This is a genomic window from Mitsuaria sp. BK041, from assembly GCF_014193085.1.
GTDB lineage: Bacteria > Pseudomonadota > Gammaproteobacteria > Burkholderiales > Burkholderiaceae_C > Roseateles.
This window is the reverse complement of the sequence record NZ_JACHYT010000001.1, coordinates 3,687,222-3,705,305: the sequence shown is the minus strand read 5'-3', so window position 1 is coordinate 3,705,305 and position 18,084 is coordinate 3,687,222. Positions and strand designations below refer to the sequence as shown.

Annotated in this window: 16 protein-coding genes; 14 read left to right on the top strand and 2 right to left on the bottom strand. The window is 69.8% G+C overall.

Going from position 1 to position 18,084, the window contains the following annotated elements:
- Positions 1 to 73: 73 nt before the first annotated feature.
- Both FHT38_RS15700 and phbB read left to right on the top strand, forming a co-directional pair.
- On the top strand, positions 74 to 1,261 hold the full coding sequence (locus tag FHT38_RS15700; RefSeq protein ID WP_091734106.1) for an acetyl-CoA C-acetyltransferase: 1,188 nt from the start codon (positions 74 to 76) through the stop codon (positions 1,259 to 1,261).
- A gap of 97 nt (positions 1,262 to 1,358) precedes the next feature.
- Positions 1,359 to 2,096 (top strand): acetoacetyl-CoA reductase, encoded by a 738-nt coding sequence (phbB, locus tag FHT38_RS15695; protein ID WP_147241246.1) that lies wholly within the window; start codon positions 1,359 to 1,361, stop codon positions 2,094 to 2,096.
- A gap of 42 nt (positions 2,097 to 2,138) precedes the next feature.
- Here phbB and FHT38_RS15690 read toward each other — a convergent pair whose 3' ends face one another.
- Positions 2,139 to 2,945, bottom strand: a complete 807-nt coding sequence (locus tag FHT38_RS15690) for an IclR family transcriptional regulator C-terminal domain-containing protein (RefSeq protein WP_091734193.1) — start codon at positions 2,943 to 2,945, stop codon at positions 2,139 to 2,141.
- A gap of 83 nt (positions 2,946 to 3,028) precedes the next feature.
- On the opposite strand from FHT38_RS15690, the gene FHT38_RS15685 reads away from it, so the two are divergent.
- From FHT38_RS15685 to ntrC, 10 genes are all read left to right on the top strand, one after another.
- On the top strand, positions 3,029 to 3,841 hold the full coding sequence (locus tag FHT38_RS15685) for a TIGR00266 family protein (protein WP_147241333.1): 813 nt from the start codon (positions 3,029 to 3,031) through the stop codon (positions 3,839 to 3,841).
- A gap of 295 nt (positions 3,842 to 4,136) precedes the next feature.
- Entirely contained in the window at positions 4,137 to 5,147 is a 1,011-nt protein-coding gene (locus FHT38_RS15680; RefSeq protein WP_255488705.1) for a YncE family protein, read from the top strand.
- Positions 5,148 to 5,178: 31 nt separating this feature from the next.
- Positions 5,179 to 6,129 (top strand): polysaccharide deacetylase family protein, encoded by a 951-nt coding sequence (locus tag FHT38_RS15675; RefSeq protein WP_404935729.1) that lies wholly within the window; start codon positions 5,179 to 5,181, stop codon positions 6,127 to 6,129.
- Between the two features lie 55 nt (positions 6,130 to 6,184).
- Positions 6,185 to 7,240, top strand: a complete 1,056-nt coding sequence (locus tag FHT38_RS15670) for a sterol desaturase family protein (RefSeq protein WP_183492319.1) — start codon at positions 6,185 to 6,187, stop codon at positions 7,238 to 7,240.
- Positions 7,237 to 8,172, top strand: a complete 936-nt coding sequence (locus tag FHT38_RS15665) for an EI24 domain-containing protein (protein WP_254783602.1) — start codon at positions 7,237 to 7,239, stop codon at positions 8,170 to 8,172. Before FHT38_RS15670 ends, FHT38_RS15665 begins: the two co-directional genes overlap by 4 nt.
- 79 nt (positions 8,173 to 8,251) lie before the next feature.
- Positions 8,252 to 9,046: a molybdopterin-binding protein gene (locus tag FHT38_RS15660; protein WP_183492318.1), complete on the top strand. Its 795-nt coding sequence runs from the start codon at positions 8,252 to 8,254 to the stop codon at positions 9,044 to 9,046.
- 241 nt (positions 9,047 to 9,287) lie between these two features.
- Positions 9,288 to 10,706, top strand: a complete 1,419-nt coding sequence (glnA, locus tag FHT38_RS15655; protein WP_091734095.1) for a type I glutamate--ammonia ligase — start codon at positions 9,288 to 9,290, stop codon at positions 10,704 to 10,706.
- A gap of 219 nt (positions 10,707 to 10,925) precedes the next feature.
- The gene (locus tag FHT38_RS15650; protein ID WP_255488703.1) at positions 10,926 to 11,456 is read left to right on the top strand and encodes a hypothetical protein; all 531 of its coding nucleotides are present in this window, start codon (positions 10,926 to 10,928) and stop codon (positions 11,454 to 11,456) included.
- A 72-nt stretch (positions 11,457 to 11,528) separates the two neighbouring features.
- Positions 11,529 to 12,632 (top strand): nitrogen regulation protein NR(II), encoded by a 1,104-nt coding sequence (glnL, locus tag FHT38_RS15645; RefSeq protein WP_091734093.1) that lies wholly within the window; start codon positions 11,529 to 11,531, stop codon positions 12,630 to 12,632.
- Positions 12,633 to 12,674: 42 nt separating this feature from the next.
- Positions 12,675 to 14,168, top strand: coding sequence for a nitrogen regulation protein NR(I) (gene ntrC / locus FHT38_RS15640; RefSeq protein ID WP_183492317.1), 1,494 nt, complete (start codon positions 12,675 to 12,677; stop codon positions 14,166 to 14,168).
- On the opposite strand, the gene FHT38_RS15635 is transcribed toward ntrC, so the two are convergent.
- Entirely contained in the window at positions 14,152 to 15,162 is a 1,011-nt protein-coding gene (locus FHT38_RS15635; RefSeq protein WP_310737385.1) for an MBL fold metallo-hydrolase, read from the bottom strand. The genes ntrC and FHT38_RS15635 overlap by 17 nt on opposite strands.
- A 162-nt stretch (positions 15,163 to 15,324) precedes the next feature.
- On the opposite strand from FHT38_RS15635, the gene def reads away from it, so the two are divergent.
- Together def and FHT38_RS15625 are read left to right on the top strand one after the other, a co-directional pair.
- Entirely contained in the window at positions 15,325 to 15,861 is a 537-nt protein-coding gene (def, locus tag FHT38_RS15630; RefSeq protein WP_183492316.1) for a peptide deformylase, read from the top strand.
- 172 nt (positions 15,862 to 16,033) lie between these two features.
- Positions 16,034 to 18,079, top strand: coding sequence for a DUF6600 domain-containing protein (locus FHT38_RS15625; RefSeq protein WP_183492315.1), 2,046 nt, complete (start codon positions 16,034 to 16,036; stop codon positions 18,077 to 18,079).
- The last annotated feature ends 5 nt before the right edge of the window (positions 18,080 to 18,084 follow it).

Genomic DNA, 18,084 nt, shown 5'->3' with positions numbered 1-18,084 from the left:
CGCCGCGTCCAGGAGTCATCACCTTCATCCCGCTGACATCCGCAGTTCAGCAGTTTCGAAAGAGGAGCGAGTCATGAGTTCACCGCAAGACATCGTCATCGTCGCCGCGGCACGCACGCCGATCGGCAAGTTCGGAGGGACGCTGTCGAAGACGCCGGCCAGCGAGCTGGGCGCGATCGTGATCCAGGAACTGCTGCGCCGCAGCGGCCTGCAGGGCGAGCAGATCAACGAGGTCATCCTCGGCCAGGTGCTGACCGCGGGCGTGGGCCAGAACCCCGCGCGCCAGGCGGTGATCAAGGCAGGCCTGCCGGTCACCGTGCCGGCGCTGACGATCAACAAGGTCTGCGGCTCCGGCCTGAAGGCCGTGATGCTGGCGGCGCAGGCGATCCGCGACGGCGACTCCGAGATCGTCATCGCCGGCGGCCAGGAGAGCATGAGCCTGGCGCCGCACGTGCTGCCGGGCTCGCGCGACGGCCAGCGCATGGGCGACTGGAAGCTCGTGGACACGATGATCGTCGACGGCCTGTGGGATGTGTACAACCAGTACCACATGGGCATCACCGCCGAGAACGTGGCCAAGGAGTACCACGTCAGCCGCGCGCAGCAGGACGAGCTGGCGCTGGCCAGCCAGCAGAAGGCCGCGGCGGCGCAGGACGCCGGCCGCTTCACCGCCGAGATCGTGCCGGTGACCATTCCGCAGAAGAAGGGCGATCCGGTCGTCTTCGCGGCGGACGAGTTCATCAACCGCAAGTCGACCGCCGAGGCGCTCGCGGGCCTGAAGCCGGCCTTCGACAAGGCGGGCTCGGTGACCGCCGGCAACGCGTCGGGCCTGAACGACGGCGCGGCCGGCCTGGTGCTGATGACCGATGCGAAGGCGAAGGCGCTGGGACTGACGCCGCTGGCGCGGATCGCGTCCTACGCGAGCGCCGGCGTGGATCCCAAGACCATGGGCATGGGCCCGGTGCCGGCGTCGCGCAAGGCGCTGGAGCGCGCCGGCTGGCAGGCCAAGGACCTGGACCTGCTCGAGATCAACGAGGCCTTCGCCGCACAGGCCTGCGCCGTCCATCAGGAGATGGGCTGGGACCTGAGCAAGGTCAACGTCAACGGCGGCGCGATCGCGCTGGGCCATCCGATCGGCGCGTCCGGCGCCCGGATCCTGGTGACGCTGCTGCACGAGATGATCAAGCGCGATGCCAGGAAGGGCATCGCCAGCCTGTGCATCGGCGGCGGCATGGGCGTGGCCCTGTGCGTCGAGCGCTGAGCGCGGATTCCCTTTCGCGCGTCGTATCCGTTCCGACATTCCAGGCACCCCGGCCGCGGACGCGGCGGCCCGGCGGGCCCCTCAGGAGGCAAGCAAGATGAGTCAGAAAGTTGCATACGTCACCGGCGGGATGGGCGGCATCGGCACCGCCATCTGCCAGCGCCTCCACAAGGATGGCTTCAAGGTCATCGCCGGTTGCGGCCCCAGCCGCGACCATGCCAAGTGGTTGGGCGAGCAGTCCGCGCTGGGCTACACCTTCCATGCGTCGGTCGGCAACGTGGCCGACTGGGACTCGACCGTCGCGGCCTTCGACCGCGCGATCGCCGAGCACGGCAAGATCGATGTGCTGGTCAACAACGCGGGCGTGACCAAGGACCGCATGTTCCTGAAGATGACCCGCGACGAGTGGGACACCGTCATCGACACCAACCTGAACAGCATGTTCAACGTCACCAAGCAGGTGGTGCCCGGCATGGTGGACAAGGGATGGGGCCGCATCATCAACATCTCGTCGGTCAACGGCGAGAAGGGGCAGGCGGGCCAGACCAACTACTCGGCGGCCAAGGCCGGCATGCACGGCTTCACGATGGCGCTGGCGCAGGAGCTCGCCGCCAAGGGCGTCACGGTGAACACGGTCAGCCCCGGCTACATCGGCACGGACATGGTCAAGGCGGTGCGTCCGGACGTGCTGGAGAAGATCGTCGCCGGCATCCCGGTCAAGCGCCTGGGCGAGCCGGAGGAGATCGCCTCCATCGTCGGCTGGCTGGCGGGCGAGTCGTCCGGGTTCACCACCGGGGCGGACTTCAGCTGCAACGGCGGCCTGCACATGGGGTGAGAAGGGACCGAGCCCAGTCCCGCGGACTGGGCTCCACAGCGATCAGTCCTTCTTCATCAACACCAGCAGCTGCGACAGGCTCTGCGCCGCCGCCTGCAGCTTGGGCAGCCCCTGCTCGAGCAGCACCTGCGGCGGCGTCCGCGACGCATGGGTGCTGATGTTGATTGCCGCGACGACCTTGCCATCGCGGCCGGCGATCGGCGCGGCCACGGTCAGCACGCCGTCCTCGAGTTCCTGGTCCACCAGGCACCAATGCTGGCGCCGCGCCTGCTCGACCGCGGCGCGCAGCTCCTCCGGCGTGCGCACGGTGTTGACCGCGCGACGCGCCAGTTGCACCTGCGCCAGCCGGGCTTCGCGTTCCTCGACGGGGAGGGCCGCCAGCAGCACGCGGCCGGTCGCGGTCGCCCAGGCTGGCAGCCGGCTGCCCACGCCCATCGGGTCCGACAGCACCTTGCGCATCGGCACGCGCAGCACGAAGACCGCGTCGTCGCCGTCGAGCACCGCGATGGAGACCGATTCCCGCACGTCGTTGGCCAGCTGCATCGCGATCGGCTCGGCGAAGCGCCACAGCGGCTGCGAGGACAGGTAGGCGAAGCCGAGGTCCAGGATCTTCGGCGTCAACTCGAACATCCGCCCCTCGGAACGGACGTAGCCCAGCGTCTGGAGCGTCAGCAGGATGCGGCGCGCGCCGGCGCGCGTCAGGCCGCAGCGCTTGGCCACCTCGGTCAGGGTCTGCCGGGCGTGGTGGCTGTCGAAGGTCCGGATCACCGACAGGCCGCGCGCGAAGGATTGCACGTAGCTGTCGCCGGGTTTGAGGGGAGTGAGGGGTGCGCTTTCGTCAGGGGACATGGGCGTCATGACCGCAGTATAGAAAGGCCGCGAAACGTTAATATCGCGCCCGTTTCTTTGTGATGTGACAGAGGGTGAACACCATGGCGATGGACGTTGTCGACTACGAAATCAAGGGTGCCGAGATGCAGTTCGTGGAGGTCGAACTCGACCCCGGCGAAGCTGCCATCGGCGAGGCCGGCAGCATGATGTTCATGGATGCCGGCATCGGCATGGACACGGTGTTCGGCGATGGTTCCGCCAACCAGGGCGGCTTCTTCGGAAAGTTGCTCGGTGCCGGCAAGCGGCTGGTGACCGGTGAATCGCTGTTCACCACGGTCTACACGAACCAGGCTCATGGCAAGCAGCGCGTCGCCTTCGCGGCGCCGTACCCCGGCAAGATCCTGCCGATGGAGCTGGGCAAGCTCGGCGGCACGCTGATCTGCCAGAAGGACGCGTTCCTGTGCGCGGCTCGCGGCGTGTCTCTGGGCATCGCGTTGCAGCAGCGGCTGTCGACTGGCTTCTTCGGTGGTGAAGGTTTCATCATGCAGAAGCTCGAGGGTGATGGGCTGGCGTTCGTGCATGCGGGCGGAACCGTGGTTCGTCGCACGCTGCAACCGGGCCAGACGCTGCTGGTGGACACCGGCTGCGTCGTCGCCTACACGCCGAGCGTGAGTTTCGAGATCCAGTACGTGGGCAAGATCAAGACCGCCCTGTTCGGCGGCGAAGGCCTGTTCCTGGCCAAGATGACCGGCCCGGGCGAAGTCTGGCTGCAGAGCCTGCCGTTCTCGCGCCTGGCGTCGCGCGTCTTCGCCGCGGCCCCGCAGCGCGGCGGCGCGCGCGAGGAGGGCTCCATGCTGGGCGGCTTCGCCACCGGTGGCTTGCTGGGCGGCCTGCTCGGCGGCGACGACGAGTAACCGGCCCAAGAAGTTCGCGATGCGCAGACTTGCCGCAACCCTGGCGGCAAGTCTTCCGCAACGGGATGCAACGGCGGCGGCGCGCTCCACCCGTTCCGACGCCCGCCGCGTCCGCGTGTGAACGCGCCGCTTCGACGCCGCCTGCCTGACGCCCAGGTCCGTCCCAAACCCGCCCGAAACCCGCATCAGGCGGACCTTGGCGGCGCTGTTCCGGGTCGGACCTAGGGAGAACCCGCCTACACTTGAGGGCTGCGTGCCGCCTGGCTCGCCGGGCATCTCCCTGTTGAGGATCTCCATGCTGTCTTCCCTCGCGCGGCCGCTGCTGGCCGCCCTGGCCGTGGCGCTGAGCGCGTCGATCGCGGCGCCGTCGGCGCTGGCCACCACCGGCAGTCCCATCTTCGTGCTGAACTCGTTGGACGCCGACGTCAGCGTGATCGATCCGAAGGACTTCCGCCAGGTCAAGCGCATTCCGATCGGCAAGGAGCCGCACCACCTCTACCTGACGCCCGACCGCAAGACCATGGTCGTGGCCAACGCGCTGGGCGACTCGCTGACCTTCCTGGATCCGGTCACGGCCGAGGTGCAGCGCACCGTCCACGGTATTCCCGATCCCTATCACCTGCGCTTCTCGCCCGACATGAAGTGGCTGGTGCTGGCCGGCAACCGCCTGGATCACGTCGACATCTACAAGTGGCAGCCGCAGAACGCGGCGCAGCCGCTGGCGCTGTTCAAGCGCTTCTCCGCGCCCAAGACGCCGAGCCACCTGTCCATCGACACGAAGAGCAGCGTTGTCTACGCCAGCCTGCAGGACAGCTCGGAGCTGCTGGCCATCGACCTGAACACGATGGCGCCGCGCTGGAAGATTCCCGTCGGCAAGCTGCCGGCCGACCTCTACCTGACGCCCGACGACAAGTACCTGCTGGTGGCGCTCACCGGCGAGCGCAGCGTCGAGGTCTACGACGTCGGCGGCGCGCAGCCGCGGCTGGTCAAGAAGCTGGAGACCGGCGACGGCGCGCATTCGTTCCGCGCGCTGGGCGACCGCAAGCATGTGCTGGTGAGCAACCGCGCGGCCAACACGATCAGCAAGATCGCGCTGGCGGATTTCAAGGTGGTCGACACCTTCAAGGCCCCCGGCGGTCCGGACGACATGGAGATCCTGACCGACGGCCGCACGCTGATGTTCACCTCGCGCTGGGCGCGCAAGCTCACGGTGATGGACCTGCAGACCAAGCAGATCCTGCAGCAGGTCAAGGTCGGCAAGTCGCCGCACGGCGTCTGGACGCTCGACCAGATGCCGCGCCAGTGAGCGCCGGCTGACGAGGGCCCTGGCCGTGAAGATCCCGTTCGTCCCGCGTGGCCCGGCGCGCCCAGGTCGCCTGGCGCGTCCGGTCGTGGCGCTCGCGCTCGGCCTGACGGTGGTGGCGCAGGCGCAGCCGCAGGGCGCCTCAGCCCCGGCGCCGGCCCCCTGCGACAAACCCGTCTACCTCACCTTCGACACCGGCCACATGGGCGTGGCGCCGCTGATCGTCGACACGCTGCGGCGCTTCGACGCGAAGGCGACCTTCTTCCTCGCCCAGGAGCCGACCATGGACGGCGGGCAGACGCTCGACGACAAGTGGGCGCCGTGGTGGAAGCAGCTCGCCGCTCAAGGCCACGATTTCGGCTCGCACACCTGGTACCACGACGCCTGGTCGGCGGACCTGCCCGACGGCCGGTTCCGCTTCAAGCGCGCCGCCGGCGAGCAGGTGCCGCAAAACGTCGTGCTGAGCGCGGCCGAGTACTGCGAGGAACTCAAGCGCCCCGCGCGCCGCTTCCTCGAGATGACCGGCCGGCCGATGTCGATGATCTTCCGCGCACCGGCCGGACGCACCTCGCCGGCGCTGCTGGCGGCGGCGCAGGCCTGCGGATTCCGGCACGTGGGCTGGAGCGCCTCCGGCTTCCTCGGCGACGAACTGCCCAGCGACAAGTACCCCAACCCCGCGCTGCTCGACCAGGCGCTGCGGCGCGTCAAGCCGGGCGACATCCTGATGGCGCACCTGGGCATCTGGTCGCGCCAGGACCCGTGGGCGCCGGCGGTGCTGGAGCCGCTGCTGCAAGGCTTGAAATCCCGGGGCATGTGCTTCGCGCCCTTGCGCGATCATCCGGATTACGTCGCCTGGATGCGCCGGCCGCAGGAAGCGGTCGCGAAGGCGGCCGCGAGCGGCGTGCCGGTTGGCGTTCCGGCGGGCCTGCCGGCCGTGCCGGCGACCCCCGGGCCCGCGGGGCCGAAGGACGCCCTGAAGCGCTGAGGCGCGCGGGCGGCACGGACGCGATCCATCGATTCATGGAAGGACCGACAGCGTGATGGACTGGCTCACCGATCTGTTCGCACAGGCGCAGCAGGCGCTGTTCGAGAGCGTCATTCAACCGGTCGTCTTCCACCTGGGCTACGGCAACCTGCTGGAGGACGCGTTCGACGCGACCGGCTGGCTGCTGGTGGGCCTGATCCAGATCGTCGTGATGCTGGCGGTGATCGGCTCGCTGCAGCGCTGGCGGCCTGCCGAGGCGGTCACCGATCGCCATGCGATCCGCATCGACATCGTCTACACGCTGATCCAGCGGCTGGGCGTGTTCCGGCTGGCGATGTTCTTCTCGCTGGATCCGGTGGTCGACAGCCTGGTCGGCGAGATGCGCATGCTCGGCCTGCCGTCCTTCCAGCTCGACGCGATCTGGCCTGGCGTCACCGACCAGGCCTGGGTCAGCTTCGTGCTGTACCTGGTGGCCTTCGACCTGCTGCAGTACTGGCTGCACCGCGCGCAGCACTCGTGGCACTGGTGGTGGGCGTTGCATGCGCTGCATCACAGCCAGCGCCAGATGACGATGTGGAGCGACAGCCGCAACCACCTGCTGGACGACCTGCTGATCGACAGCGCGGTCGCGCTGACCGCGGTGCTGATCGGCGTCGGGCCCGGCCAGTTCGTCGCGCTGGTCGCGATCTCGCAGCTGCTGGAGAACCTGCAGCATGCCAACCTGCGGCTGAGCTTCGGCACGATCGGCGAGCGGCTGCTGGTGAGCCCGCGCTTCCATCGCCTGCATCACTCGATCGGCATCGGCCATGAAGGCTTCGGTCGCGGCACGCTGGGCGGCCACAACTTCGCGGTGATGCTGCCGATCTGGGACGTGCTGTTCCGCACCGCCAACTTCGAGGACCGCTGGGATCCGACCGGCGTGCGCGACCAGTTGCCGGAAGAGGGCGGTCGCGACTACGGGCGGGGCTTCTGGGCCCAGCAGTGGCTGGGGCTGAAGCGGCTCGCCGGACGTGACAAGATCGCGGCCGCGCACGGAGGCGGCGCCCTGCCGCCCGGCGGCGCGACGATGGACATCGCCGGCCAGGCGCCGGCTGGAGGGAACCAGGGATGATCAAGCCGATGAGCCGCATCGCGGACGCGTTCTGGCGGGCGGCCGCGTACTGCCTGCATCCGCGGGTGATCGGCCTGTCGCTGCTGCCGCTGATCGTGTCGGCGGCGCTCGCGTTCGGGCTCGGCTACTTCTTCTGGGAAGCCGCCGTCGCCGGCGTGCGCGCGACGCTCGAGTCCTGGAGCCTGATCGACGGCCTGCTCAAGTGGCTGGACAGCCTCGGCGCCGCGTCCTTCCGCACGGTGCTCGCGCCGATCATCGTGCTGGCGATGGCCGTGCCGGCGCTGGTCGTGCTGAGCCTGCTGCTGGTGGCGCTGCTGATGACGCCGTCGATGGTGGACCTGGTCGCGCAGCGCCGTTTCGCGGGGCTGGAGCGCAAGCGCGGCGCCGGCTTCGTGGCCAGCCTGAGCTGGTCGCTGGGCCACACGCTGCTGTGCGTCGTGCTGCTGGTGGCGTCGCTGCCGTTCTGGCTGATCCCGCCGCTGGCGCTGATCCTGCCGCCGCTGATCTGGGGCTGGCTGGGCTACCGCGTGTTCACCTTCGACGTGCTGGCCGAGCACGCGTCCGCGCCCGAGCGCCGCCGCCTGCTGGCCGAGCACCGGCTGCCGCTGCTGCTGCTGGGCCTGGCGACGGGCTACCTGGGCGCGGCGCCGGCGGCGATCTGGGCGATGGGCGCGTTGACGATTGCCTTCGCGCCGGTGCTGATCCTGGTGTCGGTCTGGCTCTACACGCTGGTGTTCGCCTTCAGCTCGCTGTGGTTCTCGCATTACGCGCTGGCCGCGCTGCAGGAGATGCGCCGCGCCGACACTCGCGCCGAACGCGCGCCCGATCCGGTGATGGACGCGCTGCCCGCCAACTACGCGACGGCGCCGCCCCTGGACGCCGAGGACCCGACGCCGCCGCCCGCGATCGAGAACCGGCCGTCGCCGCTCTGAAGCCGGCCGACGCGGCGAGCGCCGCGATCGCCTTCGTCTTCATCGCCTTCTTCGCTCTCACGTTTTCGCAGGAACCCGCATGAACATCGGCCTCTTCATCATTGGCGACGAGATCCTGTCCGGGAAGCGCCAGGACAAGCACCTGTCCAAGGTGATCGAGTTGCTGGGCGCGCGCGGCCTGTCGCTGGCCTGGGCGAAGTACCTGGGCGATGACCGGGAGCAACTGGTGCGCGAGTACCGGGCCGCCTTCGCCAGCGGCGATCTCTTCTTCAGCTGCGGCGGCATCGGTGCGACGCCCGACGACCACACACGCCAGGCCGCCGCCGCGGCGCTGGGGCTACCGCTCGAGCTGCATCCGGAAGCGGCCGAGCTGATCTGGCAGCGCGTCCAGCAGATGGCGGCGGAGCAGGGCACGACGCCCGAGCGCGAGCACCCCGACACCCTGCGTCGCATGGAGATGGGCGTGTTCCCGCAAGGCGCGGCCATCATTCCGAATCCGTACAACAGGATCCCCGGCTTCTCGGTCGGCACGGCCTACTTCGTCCCCGGCTTCCCGGTGATGGCCCATCCGATGATCGAGTGGGTCCTGGACCACCGCCATGCCGAGCTGCACCGCGCGGTCGGCACGCGCGAGCGCTCGCTGATCGTCCAGGGCGCGATGGAAGCCAGCCTGACCCCGCTGATGGAGCGGATCGAATCCGACTTCCCCGGCATCAAGGTGTTCTCGCTGCCCAGCGTCGATCACCCGCAGTGGGGTCGCCACATCGAACTGGGCGTCAAGGGCGATGCGGCGGCCATGGATGCCGCCTACGAGGCCCTGCGCGCGGGCGTTGTCCAATTTGGTGCTGTCATCAGCACCGAGTTGGTGCGATGATGCACCGATTCGGGCTTCGGTCCGGATCAGGCGCATATCGCCCAGGCGCCGCTGCGCTCTGAACGACGGGCATTGCCCTCGGGTGGCGCGTTCGGCATCAAGGGCTTGCGCCTCATGCACCGGTCTGGCGCCTGGCTGTCACCGGATTGCCATCCGCTGGCATGCAAACTGCTAAATCGTCCGCGCTGGGCCGAAGCCCCACGACTCTTTCTTTCTCATCCAGCCCCCCTAGGAGTGATTGATGGCCACCAAGACCGTCGCCGACGTGATGAACATGGTGAAGGAGCACGAAGTCAAGTTCGTCGACTTCCGCTTCACCGACACCCGCGGCAAAGAGCAGCACGTGACCGTGCCCGTCTCCCATTTCGACGAGGACAAGTTCCAGTCGGGCCATGCCTTCGACGGCTCCTCGATCGCCGGCTGGAAGGGCATCGAAGCCTCGGACATGCTGCTGATCCCGGATCCGAACACGGCCAACATCGACCCCTTCTTCGAAGAGCCGACGCTGATCCTGTCCTGCGACGTCATCGACCCGACCGACGGCAAGGCCTATGAGCGCGACCCGCGCTCGCTGGCCCGTCGCGCCGAGGCCTACCTGAAGTCCTCCGGCCTGGGCGACACCGCCTACTTCGGCCCGGAACCCGAGTTCTTCATCTTCGACAGCGTGCGCTGGAACGTGGACATGTCCGGCTCGTTCGTGAAGATCGAATCGGAAGAAGCCGCCTGGAACACCGGCAAGGACTACGAGCACGGCAACAGCGGCTACCGTCCCACCGTCAAGGGCGGCTACTTCCCGGTGCCTCCGGTCGACAGCGGCCAGGACATGCGCTCGGAGATGTGCCTGATCCTGGAACAGATGGGCATCCCCGTCGAAGTCCACCACCACGAGGTCGCCAACGCCGGCCAGATGGAGATCGGCACCAAGTTCAGCTCGCTGGTGCAACGCGCCGACTGGCTGCAGCTGCAGAAGTACATCATCCAGAACGTCGCGCACGCCTACGGCAAGACGGCCACCTTCATGCCGAAGCCCATCGTCGGCGACAACGGCTCGGGCATGCACGTGCACCAGTCGGTCTGGAAGGACGGCAAGAACCTGTTCGCCGGCGACGGCTACGCGGGCCTGAGCGACTTCGCGCTGTACTACATCGGCGGCATCATCAAGCACGCCCGCGCGCTCAATGCCATCACCAACCCCGGCACCAACTCGTACAAGCGCCTGGTGCCCGGCTTCGAAGCCCCGGTGAAGCTGGCCTACTCGGCCAAGAACCGCTCGGCCTCGATCCGCATCCCCTACGTCGCCAACCCGAAGGGCCGCCGCATCGAGGCGCGCTTCCCGGATCCCTCGGCCAACCCCTACCTGTGCTTCGCCGCGCTGCTGATGGCGGGCCTGGACGGCGTCGAGAACAAGATCCATCCGGGCGAAGCCGCCACGAAGGACCTGTACCACCTGCCGCCGGAAGAAGACGCGAAGATCCCGACCGTCTGCCACTCGCTGGACCAGGCGCTGGAGTATCTGGACAAGGACCGCGCGTTCCTGACCAAGGGCGGCGTGTTCACCGACAGCTTCATCGATGCCTACATCGAGCTGAAGATGCAGGAAGTCCAGCGCTTCCGCATGACCACCCACCCGGTCGAGTTCGACATGTACTACTCGCTGTGATCGCAAGCGCGGAGCGCGCCATGACCGCCCAGGCACGGCCCGCTCCGCACGCTTGCCACCGCGCGCAGGGACGGCCATGGCCGTCCCTTTTCCTTTGCCGCGCCGTGTCCGACGTTCCACAGCCCTACACCTGGCAACAGCGCTTCCGCATGGCGCCATGCCCATCGGCGACCGATTGCGTCACAATGCCTCCCGGCTCTGGTCAGTTGGAAGCAGGGAATGCAGATGACGCTGCAGAAGAAGCGGGTGGGACGGGAATGGCCGGCGCTGGTGCTGGTCGCGATGGCGGCCATGGCCGCCGGGCCTGCCGGGGCGCAGGGCGTGGTGTACCGCTGCCCCGGACCGCCGGTGCTGTACACCGACGCGCTGTCCGCGAAGGAGGCCGCCGAGAAGGGTTGCCGCAGCATCGAGGGCACGCCGATCTCGGTGATCGCGCCGGTCAAGCCGCGTACGCCGACGGTGTCGGCCTCGGGGACGCAAGGTGACCTCAAGGTCGATGCCAAGGACCAGCGCGTGCGCGACGACGATCGCCGCCGCATCCTCGAGCAGGAACTGCGCGAGGCCGAAGGCAAGCTCGCCAAGCTCCAGCAGGAGTACAACAACGGCCAGCCCGAGCGCCGTGGCGACGAGCGCAACTATCAGAAGTACCTGGACCGCACGACCGAGCTCAAGGCCTCCGTCTCGCGCCAGGAGGCCGACGTCCAGGCCATCAAGCGCGAGCTCGCGAAGCTGCCGCCGCCCAACCTCTGAACGGGGATCGGCGGGAAGCACCGCCGCGGTGTCGCGCGTCATTGGCGACGACGGCGACGAGGGCGACACCGCATGAATCCCAAACCCGTTACCCCCGTTTCCCCCGACGAGCCGTTCGCGTGCTTCGATCTCCTGGCGACGCTGGTCGCCGTGGTCCGTCCCGACGGCACCTGCGAGTTCGCCAACACCGCGGTCGAGACGCTGTTCAACCTGCCGCGCCGCGCGGTGCAGGGCAGCAACCTGCTGGAGTGGTTCACCGACACCGGCCGCCTGGTCGAGGCGCTGGAGGAGGTCAGCCGCAACGCGTTCTCCAGCTCGCGCTTCGACGCGACCATCCGTCGCGGGCCGCGCACCCATGACGACCTGCTGCCGGTGCATGTCATCGTCAGCCAGACGGACGATCCGCAGCGGCTGGTGATCGAGCTGATCGAGAACGCGCAGCAGACGCGCCAGGACCGCGAGGAGCGCAACCTCGACCAGGTCCACTCGATCAAGGAACTGACGCGCAACCTGGCGCACGAGATCAAGAACCCGCTGGGCGGCATCCGCGGCGCGGCGCAGCTGCTGGCGCTGGAGCTGCAGCCCACCGACCTGTGGGGCGAGCTCGAGGAATACACCGAGGTCATCATCCACGAGGCCGACCGGCTGCAGTCGCTGGTGGACCGGCTGCTGGCGCCGCACCGGCGCGCGCAGGTGGTGGGCGACGTCAACATCCACGAGATCTGCGAGCGGGTGCGCTCGCTGGTGCTGGCGCAGTACCCGCGCGGGCTGACGCTGCAGCGCGACTACGACATCTCGCTTCCCGACTTCCGCGGCGACCGCGAGCAGCTGATCCAGGCAGTGCTCAACATCGTCCAGAACGCGGCGCAGGCGCTGCACGAGCGCATCGCCGCCGGCGACGCGGTCATCGCCCTGCGCACGCGGGTGGCCCGGCAGGTGACGATCGGCAAGCAGCGCTGGCGCTTGGCATTGGAATTGCATGTCGAGGACAACGGCCCGGGCGTGCCCGAGGAGATCAAGGACCGCATCTTCTTTCCGCTGGTTTCAGGGAGGGATGGCGGTTCCGGTCTCGGGTTGACGCTGGCGCAGACGATCGCCCAACAGCACCAGGGGATGATCGACTGCGACAGCCAGCCGGGCCGGACCGATTTCCGAATCACCCTGCCTTTGCCCTGAGCCGCGGCCACAAGTCGACAACGGGGAAAAGGGGAGCCATAGATGAAGTCGATCTGGATTGTTGACGACGACCATTCGATCCGTTTTGTTCTCGAGAAGGCGCTGACGCGCGAAGGGCTGCCGGTGCGCAGCTTCAGCCAGACGCGCGACGTGCTGGCAGCGCTGGAGGACGACACGCCGCAAGTGCTGGTGTCGGACATCCGCATGCCGGGCGGCTCCGGCCTGGAGCTGCTGACCACGGTCAAGAAGCAGCTGCCGGGTCTGCCGGTGATCATCATGACGGCCTACTCGGACCTGGACAGCGCGGTCAGCGCCTTCCAGGGCGGGGCTTTCGAATACCTGCCCAAGCCCTTCGACCTGCCGCGCGCGGTCGAGCTGATCCGGCGCGCGCAGGAGGAGAGCCAGCGCGAGGCGGTCGGCGAGGCCGAGCAGGTGCAGATGCCCGAGATGCTGGGCCAGGCGCCGGCGATGCAGGATGTCTTCCGCGCGATCGGCCGCCTGAGCCAGAGCCATGTGACGGTGCTGATCACCGGCGAGTCGGGCTCGGGCAAGGAGCTGGTGGCGCGCGCGCTGCACAAGCACAGCCCGCGCGCGGAAGGGCCGTTCGTCGCGATCAACACCGCGGCGATCCCCAAGGACCTGCTGGAGTCGGAACTCTTCGGCCATGAGCGCGGCGCGTTCACCGGCGCGCAGGCGACGCGGCGCGGCCGCTTCGAGCAGGCCGAGGGCGGCACGCTCTTCCTCGACGAGATCGGCGACATGCCGCTGGACCTGCAGACGCGGCTGCTGCGCGTGCTGTCCGATGGCCAGTTCTATCGCGTCGGCGGCCACAGCCCGCAGAAGGCCAATGTGCGCGTCGTCGCGGCCACGCACCAGAACCTGGAGACGCTGGTCAAGGAAGGCCGCTTCCGCGAGGACCTGTTCCACCGCCTGAACGTGATCCGCCTGCGGCTGCCGCCGCTGCGCGAGCGCCGCGAGGACGTGCCGCTGCTGGCGCGCTACTTCCTGCAGCGCAGCGCGGGCGAGCTCGGCGTCGAGCCGAAGCGCCTGTCCGAGGCGGCGCTGCAGCGCCTGGTCGGTTTCGACTTCCCGGGCAACGTGCGGCAGCTGGAGAACATCTGCCACTGGCTGAGCGTGATGGCACCCAGCCTGGTGGTCGAGGCCAAGGACCTGCCGCAGGAGCTGCTGGCGGCGCCGGGCGCGCACGCGGCGCCATCGGGCGGACTCTCGGCCGAGGTGGTGCCGCTCGCGAGCGGCCTGACCGGCGGCAGCGCGGCGGCCCCGCTGCCCTTGCCGGCGGTCCCGATCCCGCCGTCGCCCGACGCCTGGATCGCCGAGATGGCGCGCGAGGCGCGCCGGCTGCTCGCGGCCGGCGAACCCAACGTCTGGGACGTGCTGACCCGCCGCTTCGAGGCCAGCCTGATCCTGACCGCGCTGGACCTGACCCGCGGCCGCCGCATCGAGGCCGCTCAGAAGCTGGGCATCGGCCGCAACACCATCACGCGCAAGATCCAGGAGCTCAACCTCGACGCGTGAGGCGGTCCAGCCACACGCCCAGTCCCTGGGCGTTGAGCTCGACGTCCATCGCCAGCAGCGCGGCCACGCGCGTGGGCGCCATCCGGTCGCCGAGGTGCTCGCGCACCCGGCGCTGGAACATCGCGAGCAGCTCGCGCTTGAGCGCGGCGTGCCGATCGGGCGCGTCCTTCAGGCCGCTCGCGATCGCGACCATCTCGTCGATCTGCGACAGCAGCAGCGCCGCCAGGCGCTCGACGTCCGCCGCATCGCGGCCGACGGCGCTGTAGTGCGTCAGGTACATGCGTGACGGCCGCGTCGCCATCATCCGGCGGATGGAGTCGCGCAGCGCGTCGGGTTCGAACTGCACCGGCGTGCTGGTCGGCAGGATCCAGGCGCCCCGCTCGGGATCGTCGAATTCGCGGTAGGACAGGCCGAAGGTGTCGCCGGTGAACCAGCCGCCGCTGGCCTCGTCCCACAGGCAGTGGTGGTGCCGCGCATGCCCCGGCGTGTCGATCAGCCGCAGCGTGCGGGCGCCCACGGCGATGCGCTGCTCGTCGCTGCTGGCCTGGGCGCGCGACTCCGGCACGCCGACCAGCTCGCCGTAGGAGCGGCGCATCTCTTCCTCGCCGTAGACGGCCAGCGCGCCGGCCCACAGCGCCGAGGGATCGACCATGTGCCGCAGCCCGCGCGGGTGCACCAGCATCGTGGCCGACGGCAGCGCCGCCATCAGCGGCCCGACGCCGCCGGCGTGGTCCAGGTGCACGTGCGTCGGGATCACCCAGTCCACCGCCTCGCGCGGCAGGCCCAGCGCCTCCAGCGCGCCGAGCAGCCGCGGCAGCGCATGGCGCGTGCCGGTGTCGATGAAGGCCGCCCGGCCGCTGTCCACGACCAGGAAGGCGGCATCGAAGTGGTCGCGCTGGAAGGCGGTGTCCACGGCATAGAGGCCGGGGCCGAGCGCTTCCAGGTAGGCCGGCAGCGATGCCGGGGCCGGGGGCAGGGCGGTGGGGTCGCTCACGGGAGGTCTCCGGGTCGGGTTCTTAGAATGTCCCGCAGGTTACGCGATGCCGCCCTTGGACGCCGTCGCGCGCAGGACGCGCTCCTTCCGCGCTCCTGCTCCAGTTCCGTGTTCGCCCGTTCCCACGCTTCCCCGGAAGCCCACCGCATTGAGGACCCCGCCATGGCCGTTCGAGAGATCCTGAAGATGGGCGATCCCCGCCTGCTGCGCCATGCCCAGCCGGTCGAGGCCTTCGACACGCCGGAGCTGCGCGCGCTGCTCGAGGACATGTTCGACACGATGAAGGCCGCCAACGGCGCCGGCCTCGCTGCGCCGCAGATCGGCATGGACCTGCAGGTGGTCGTGTTCGGCTTCCAGCGCAACGAGCGCTATCCGGAGGCGCCGCCGGTGCCGATGACGGTGCTGATCAATCCGACGATCGAGCCGCTGACCGACGAGACCGAGGAGGGTTGGGAAGGCTGCCTGTCGGTGCCGGGCCTGCGCGGCGTGGTGCCGCGGCTGAGCCGCATCCGCTATCGCGGCTTCGACGCCTTCGGCGGCCTCATCGACCGCGAGGCCGAGGGCTTCCATGCCCGCGTCGTCCAGCATGAATGCGACCACCTGGTGGGCACGCTCTATCCGATGCGGATCAAGGACTTCAGCCGCTTCGGCTTCACCGAGATCCTGTTCCCGGGCCTGGACCCGAACACCGACGATTGAGGCAACCCGGCGCCGGGCGCCCGGCGCAGGTGTACGCTGCCCGATTGACGGTTCGGCAACAGGGCGACAAGTTGTAAGCATCCGTGCACCGGCTTGTCGTCGCCGCGTTAAGAAACGATCGCGGAACTCCGCGTCCCGCAGCCCCGGCGTCCTCCGGGGGAGGCTACTGGTCATGACTGAGTCCCTGAATCGATGGCCGGCCGGCGTGCCGAGGGCGCGTTGGCTGATGACCCTGGCGATGCTGCTGCTCACGCTGGCCGCGGCGCTGGCGCATGGGCCGGCCTGGGCGGATGCTCCGTCCCGCGCCGGACGACTGGCCGAGATGACCGGCACCGTCTGGCTGTACGACGCCGAAGAGCGCGAATGGGTGCAGATGCACCGCAACCAGACCGTCGGCGAGGGCGATCGCCTGCGCGCCGACGACGGCAGCGGCGCCACGGTGACGATCGGGACGGCGACGCTGTGGATGGACCAGCGCAGCGAGATCGAGTTCAACGCGCTCGCCGATTCCCGCATCGCGGTGCAGATCGTCAAGGGCGGCGTGGGGCTGCGCGTGCGCGGCCAGGAGTCGGCGGATGAATGGACGCTGCGCACGCTGGAGGGCCGCTTCGGCTTCGAGCGCGAGGGCCTGTACCGCGTCTCGCAGCTGGACCGCGGCAGCGAGGCGCAGGCCTGGCAGGGCAAGCTGCGCTTCGACTCGCGCGCGACCGACGCGCAGCCGGTCTGGCTCGGCACGAACGAGCAGGCGGAGTTCTGGTGGGACAACGGCCCGCGCACCGAGCGCCAGCCGCTGCAGCAGGATGGTTTCGCGCGGCTGATCCTCGAGGACAACCGTGACCTCGGCGCGCAGCCGCTGGTGGGCAGCGGCACGCCCGTGCCCTATGTCTCGCCCGAGATGACCGGCGCCGAGGACCTGGCGCGCTACGGCGCCTGGGAGCAGAGCCCCGACTACGGCGCGGTGTGGGTGCCGACGGTGGTGGTGGCCGACTGGGCGCCGTACCGCTACGGCCGCTGGGTGTGGAGCGCGCGCTGGGGCTACACCTGGGTCGACGACATGCCCTGGGGCTTCGCGCCCTTCCACTACGGCCGCTGGGCCTACTGGCGCGACCGCTGGTGCTGGGTGCCGGGGCCCTACGTGCGCCGGCCGGCCTACGCGCCGGCGCTGGTGGGCTGGGTGGGGCCGGGGATCTCGGTCGGCGTGGTCGTCGGGGGCGGACGTCGTCCGCCGCCGCCGCGCTACGGTGGCTGGGTGCCGCTGGCGCCGCGCGAGGCGTGGACGCCGTCCTACCGCTACAGCCAGGCCTATTGGCGCCGGGTCAATCCGGGGCCGAATCCCGCGACCGTCGTCCGGCCGGGCGAACGCCCGCCGTACTACCGCCATGAACGCGAGCATGGCGCCCTGTTCACGCAACGGCCCGTGGCCGCGCCGCTGCCGGCCACGGCGCTGCAGCCGCAGCGCTCCTGGCCGCCGCGCCCAGGTGGGCAGGCCGACAGCCGCCCGGACGGCCGGCCGTTCATCGACCGCGACCGAGACGGTCGCCCCGATGGCCGCGAAGGTCGGCCTTACCTCGACCGCAATGGCGATGGCCGTCCGGACAACATCGGCGACGCACGCCCCGGCGACAGCCGGCCAGTGCGCGGCGTGATCCGACCGGAGCCCGACGCGGCCACCGTCCGACCCCAGCTGCCCACGGCCGCGCCGTCACCGGCGGCACAGACGGTGGTGCCGCAGCGTGGTCCGGACGTCCAGCGTCCATCCGAGCGACGTGAAGGTGACCGGGATCCGTGGCGTCCGCGCGGCCAGGACGGCGCCGAGCGCAACGACCATGGCAACGATCGTGGTAACGATCGCGGCAATGGCCGGGGCGACTGGGGCCACCGTGGCCGCGACTGGCAAGGGCCCGAACGCCAGGATCCGGTGCGCGTGGCGCCGCCGGCGCGGATCGAGCAACCGCGCGTGGAGTCCCCGCGCTTCGAGCCGCCGCGCGCCGAGCAGCCTCGCTTCGAGCGTCCGCAGCTGCGGATGGAACAGCCTCGCGTGGAAGCGCCGCGTCCGATGCCGCAGCCGCAACCGCGCATGGAGGCCCCCCGCCCGGCATCGCCTGCGCCTGCGCCGGCACCGCGCGCCGAGCCATCCCGTCCGGCACCAACGCCGGCGCCGCGTGCGGAACCGCCGCGCGGTCGCGGCGAACCCGGCCCGCGCCAGATGGAACGCTGAGCGCC

What these genes read in the sequence shown, in the direction of transcription:
- glnL (WP_091734093.1), top strand. Translation starts at nt 11,529, where the DNA reads ATGAATCCCAAACCCGTTACCCCCGTTTCCCCCGACGAGCCGTTCGCG.
- FHT38_RS15625 (WP_183492315.1), top strand. Translation starts at nt 16,034, where the DNA reads ATGACTGAGTCCCTGAATCGATGGCCGGCCGGCGTGCCGAGGGCGCGT.
- FHT38_RS15660 (WP_183492318.1), top strand. Translation starts at nt 8,252, where the DNA reads ATGAACATCGGCCTCTTCATCATTGGCGACGAGATCCTGTCCGGGAAG.
- glnA (WP_091734095.1), top strand. Translation starts at nt 9,288, where the DNA reads ATGGCCACCAAGACCGTCGCCGACGTGATGAACATGGTGAAGGAGCAC.
- FHT38_RS15700 (WP_091734106.1), top strand. Translation starts at nt 74, where the DNA reads ATGAGTTCACCGCAAGACATCGTCATCGTCGCCGCGGCACGCACGCCG.
- FHT38_RS15680 (WP_255488705.1), top strand. Translation starts at nt 4,137, where the DNA reads ATGCTGTCTTCCCTCGCGCGGCCGCTGCTGGCCGCCCTGGCCGTGGCG.
- def (WP_183492316.1), top strand. Translation starts at nt 15,325, where the DNA reads ATGGCCGTTCGAGAGATCCTGAAGATGGGCGATCCCCGCCTGCTGCGC.
- phbB (WP_147241246.1), top strand. Translation starts at nt 1,359, where the DNA reads ATGAGTCAGAAAGTTGCATACGTCACCGGCGGGATGGGCGGCATCGGC.
- FHT38_RS15685 (WP_147241333.1), top strand. Translation starts at nt 3,029, where the DNA reads ATGGCGATGGACGTTGTCGACTACGAAATCAAGGGTGCCGAGATGCAG.
- FHT38_RS15670 (WP_183492319.1), top strand. Translation starts at nt 6,185, where the DNA reads ATGGACTGGCTCACCGATCTGTTCGCACAGGCGCAGCAGGCGCTGTTC.
- FHT38_RS15650 (WP_255488703.1), top strand. Translation starts at nt 10,926, where the DNA reads ATGCAGATGACGCTGCAGAAGAAGCGGGTGGGACGGGAATGGCCGGCG.
- ntrC (WP_183492317.1), top strand. Translation starts at nt 12,675, where the DNA reads ATGAAGTCGATCTGGATTGTTGACGACGACCATTCGATCCGTTTTGTT.
- FHT38_RS15665 (WP_254783602.1), top strand. Translation starts at nt 7,237, where the DNA reads ATGATCAAGCCGATGAGCCGCATCGCGGACGCGTTCTGGCGGGCGGCC.
- FHT38_RS15690 (WP_091734193.1), bottom strand. Translation starts at nt 2,945, where the DNA reads ATGTCCCCTGACGAAAGCGCACCCCTCACTCCCCTCAAACCCGGCGAC.